This window comes from Candidatus Polarisedimenticolia bacterium (assembly GCA_035764505.1).
In the GTDB taxonomy this organism is placed as follows: Bacteria; Acidobacteriota; Polarisedimenticolia; order Gp22-AA2; family AA152; genus AA152.
Window position 1 is genome coordinate 1 of record DASTZC010000100.1, and the last position, 3,029, is coordinate 3,029.

A 3,029-nucleotide genomic window follows, 5' to 3' on the forward strand; every position below is an offset into this window, starting at 1 on the left:
CGCGCCAGCATTGAGCGCCATCAATGTGCTTTGTTGACGCAACCCAAAGGTTGGCCGTGTTGTTTTGTGGGTCGTTAGGGTCGGTGACCAAGGATGTCTTGCGTGGTGTGATGTAGAATCGCCCCCATGCAAAACCTTCAATCCGCGTTGAATGCACTCGAGGGGCAGGAAATCTATTTTGCTCTTATTGATAACAAGGCCATCACCGGCAAGGTTATGTACGTTGGAGTGGATTTCGTTTGTGTCAACAGTGATCACACGGCGAATTACATTCCGTTCCATGCTATTGTCCATTTCCAAAAAGCTGGGACAGAAACGTTCAGTGCTAACTTCATCGGCTAACCGGACACTTTTTCTTTCTAACCCGGACATCCGGACACACCCCCTATGCATTCTTCGATTGCTTCGGCGATTTCTTCTTTGGTCATGGCACCCCGTTTGAGTAGGTGAAGCATGCGCTGGGGAATACTGAGTCCAACGGCAAGGTCAGGACTGTCGGCAATGTTCGAACGACGAAACTCCGTGCGGTCCAACTGCTGGGATTTCATCGGACGCACGATATCGTCAGCAGTGGCACGTTCGAGTTGCCCTTTGGGACTGGTCGCAGAATCCGGCGGCCTCGGGCGTCCGCATAGAACATCTGTAGAAAGCGTGTCGGTAAGCCCCAATCAACGAAGGTCAGGGATGGATGCCTTCGACAAAAGCTCGTCAGGATGAACGGCGGAAGGCCGTCCAATCCATTCGGCTCCGCGTGAATGATTTCGGGAACCGGGACGGAGCCGGCCGACACCTGAGCTATTTCTGCGGCGCTTCCCTCCCGCCCAACCGCTCGAGTACCTCGCCCAGCTTGCGAATTTCCTCGCCGTACTTGGCCCAGTCCCCGGCCCGCTGCGCTGCGAGCGCCGCCTGATAGCGGCTCCGCGCTTCCGTCGCCAGCGTTTGGAACTCCGCATCGCTTAATGCAGGCCCCACGGTGGCCGCCGCAGCGGCACCTCCGGTCGCAGCCACCGCCACGGGCTCATTCTTTGCCGCCGCCGACCCGCCGAACAGCCGGGCCAGTCCGGCGTCGAGCGTCTCCTCCATCACCACGCGGTTCTGGTACGCTACCACCACGCGTTTGAGCTCGGGGATTCTGCCGCCCTCCGCCTGGAGGTAGAGCGGCTGCACGTAGAGCAGCGACTGTTCGATCGGAATGACCAGGAGGTCGCCACGGATCACTTTGGAGCCTCCCTGGTCCCAGAGCGAGACTTGGCGAGAGATCTCGGTGTCCTGATGGATCCGGTTCTCGATCTGCTGCGGACCGAAGACCAGGCTCTGGCGTGACAGCCGGTAGACCCGGAGCTTTCCGTACGCGTCACCGTCGTTCCGCGCCACCATCCAAGCCGCCAGGTTGTCCTTCCCCCGAGGTGTGAACGGCACCATGTAGATGAACTCCGCCTTCGGCTCGTCCGGCAGGCGCATAACGATATGCCGCATGAACGGCACCGTCGCCTGCGCCTCCGCCACCTCCGGGATCTGCCACTGATCCTCCCGGTGGTAGAAGTCCTCCGGCGCCTCCATGTGGTAAGTGGTGTACAGCGTCGTCTGGACCCGGTAGAGATCATCGGGATAGCGGATGTGGCTTCGGAGGTCCGCCGGCATGCTGTCGATCGGCTGGAAGATGCCCGGGAACACCCTGGCCCAGGTGCGGATCATCGGGTCGGCCGGCGCGCTCGCATAGGCGGTGAGCGAGCCGTCGTACGCATCGATGACCAGTTTGACACTGTTCCGCATGTAGCTGGTGCCGTCGGGCAGCCGCTGGGCGTAGGGGTAGCCGTCGGAGGTCGTGTACGCGTCGGCAATCCACACGAGTCGGCCGTCGGTGGTGGCCACCATGTAGGGATCGCGATCGAAGTGGAGGAACGGCAGCGCCCGCCCCGCCCGCTCGACGATATTCCGGTAGTAAAGCACCCGGCTGTCGTTGGTAATGTCCTGCGACAGGAGGATGTTGGACGAGCCGAACCGCACCGCCAGCACCAGCCGGCGCAGAAGATTGGCGACCTTCACCCCGCCGCTCCCCCCGTAGGAGGCGTAGACGTTCGCCTCGCCTGACGGATGGTCGAACTCCCGCTGCTTCGTGCCGACGAACACGAAGTCGTTGGCGATCTCGCCATAGTAGATCTGGGGCCGGGTGACCTTGAGCGACACATCCGACACCGGCGGCAGGTCACGGATGAACAGCACCGGAAGTCCCTCTGTGGTGACCTGGTTGACCGGACCCAGGGTGAGTCCCATCCCGTGGGTAAAGGTCAGGTGCTCGTTGATGAAGGTCCGGGTCGGGAGCGACGCAGGGTTGAGCTCCCGCGGACTGAGCAGCACCTGCCGGTACTTGCCGTCAATCCAATAGCGGTCGTCGTCCACCGAGACAAAATCGTAGTAGGTGCGGATTTCCTGCAGCTGGCCGAAGGTCTGCAACAGCGGGTCCCGATCCCAGAGCCGCACGTTCTCGATCGTCGCCGAGTTGGCACGGATGTCTGCAAGAGTCAGGTCGGCCTCGCCGTTGAGCTCGCGGATACCCACGCTGTCGAGCCCCCATGCCGCCCGTGTGGCGGCGATGTGATCCTTGAGATACGGCGTCTCCCGAGTGAGCTCGGTGGGCGCCACCACGAGTTTCTGTATCACCAGCGGGAAGAGACCACGCCCGAGCAGCGCCACCGCGACGTACCCGCCCACGGCCCAGAGCCCCCAGCGTGACAGATCCCGCCGCATGGCCCCGATCAGGACTATCGCGGCGGCCACCAGGGCGAGCGCTGCCGTCACCCGGATGGCCGGCAGCCGCGCATGCAGATCGGTGTAGCTGGCACCGACGAGCGGGCCGGTGGTTGAGTAGAGGAGATTGGGCGCATCCACGAACCAAAGCCGGACGGCGGTGAGCAGGAACAACACCGCGACGAGGATGCCCAGATGCATGCCGGCCGAGGGCTCGAAGCGGACCGGCCGAGGGCTGAGGATGATGTCACCGCGGAGCCCGTAGAGCGCGAGGAGAAGCA

The 3,029-nt window shown here is 62.5% G+C and carries 2 protein-coding genes; both read right to left on the minus strand.

Going from position 1 to position 3,029, the window contains the following annotated elements; genetic code table 11:
* Nucleotides 1–372 (minus strand): hypothetical protein (locus VFW45_06750; protein HEU5180471.1); only part of this gene is annotated, 372 nt, incomplete at its 3' end.
* Between the two features lie 423 nt (nt 373–795).
* On the minus strand, nt 796–3,029 hold a 2,234-nt coding region (locus tag VFW45_06755), incomplete at its 5' end, for a UPF0182 family protein (protein ID HEU5180472.1).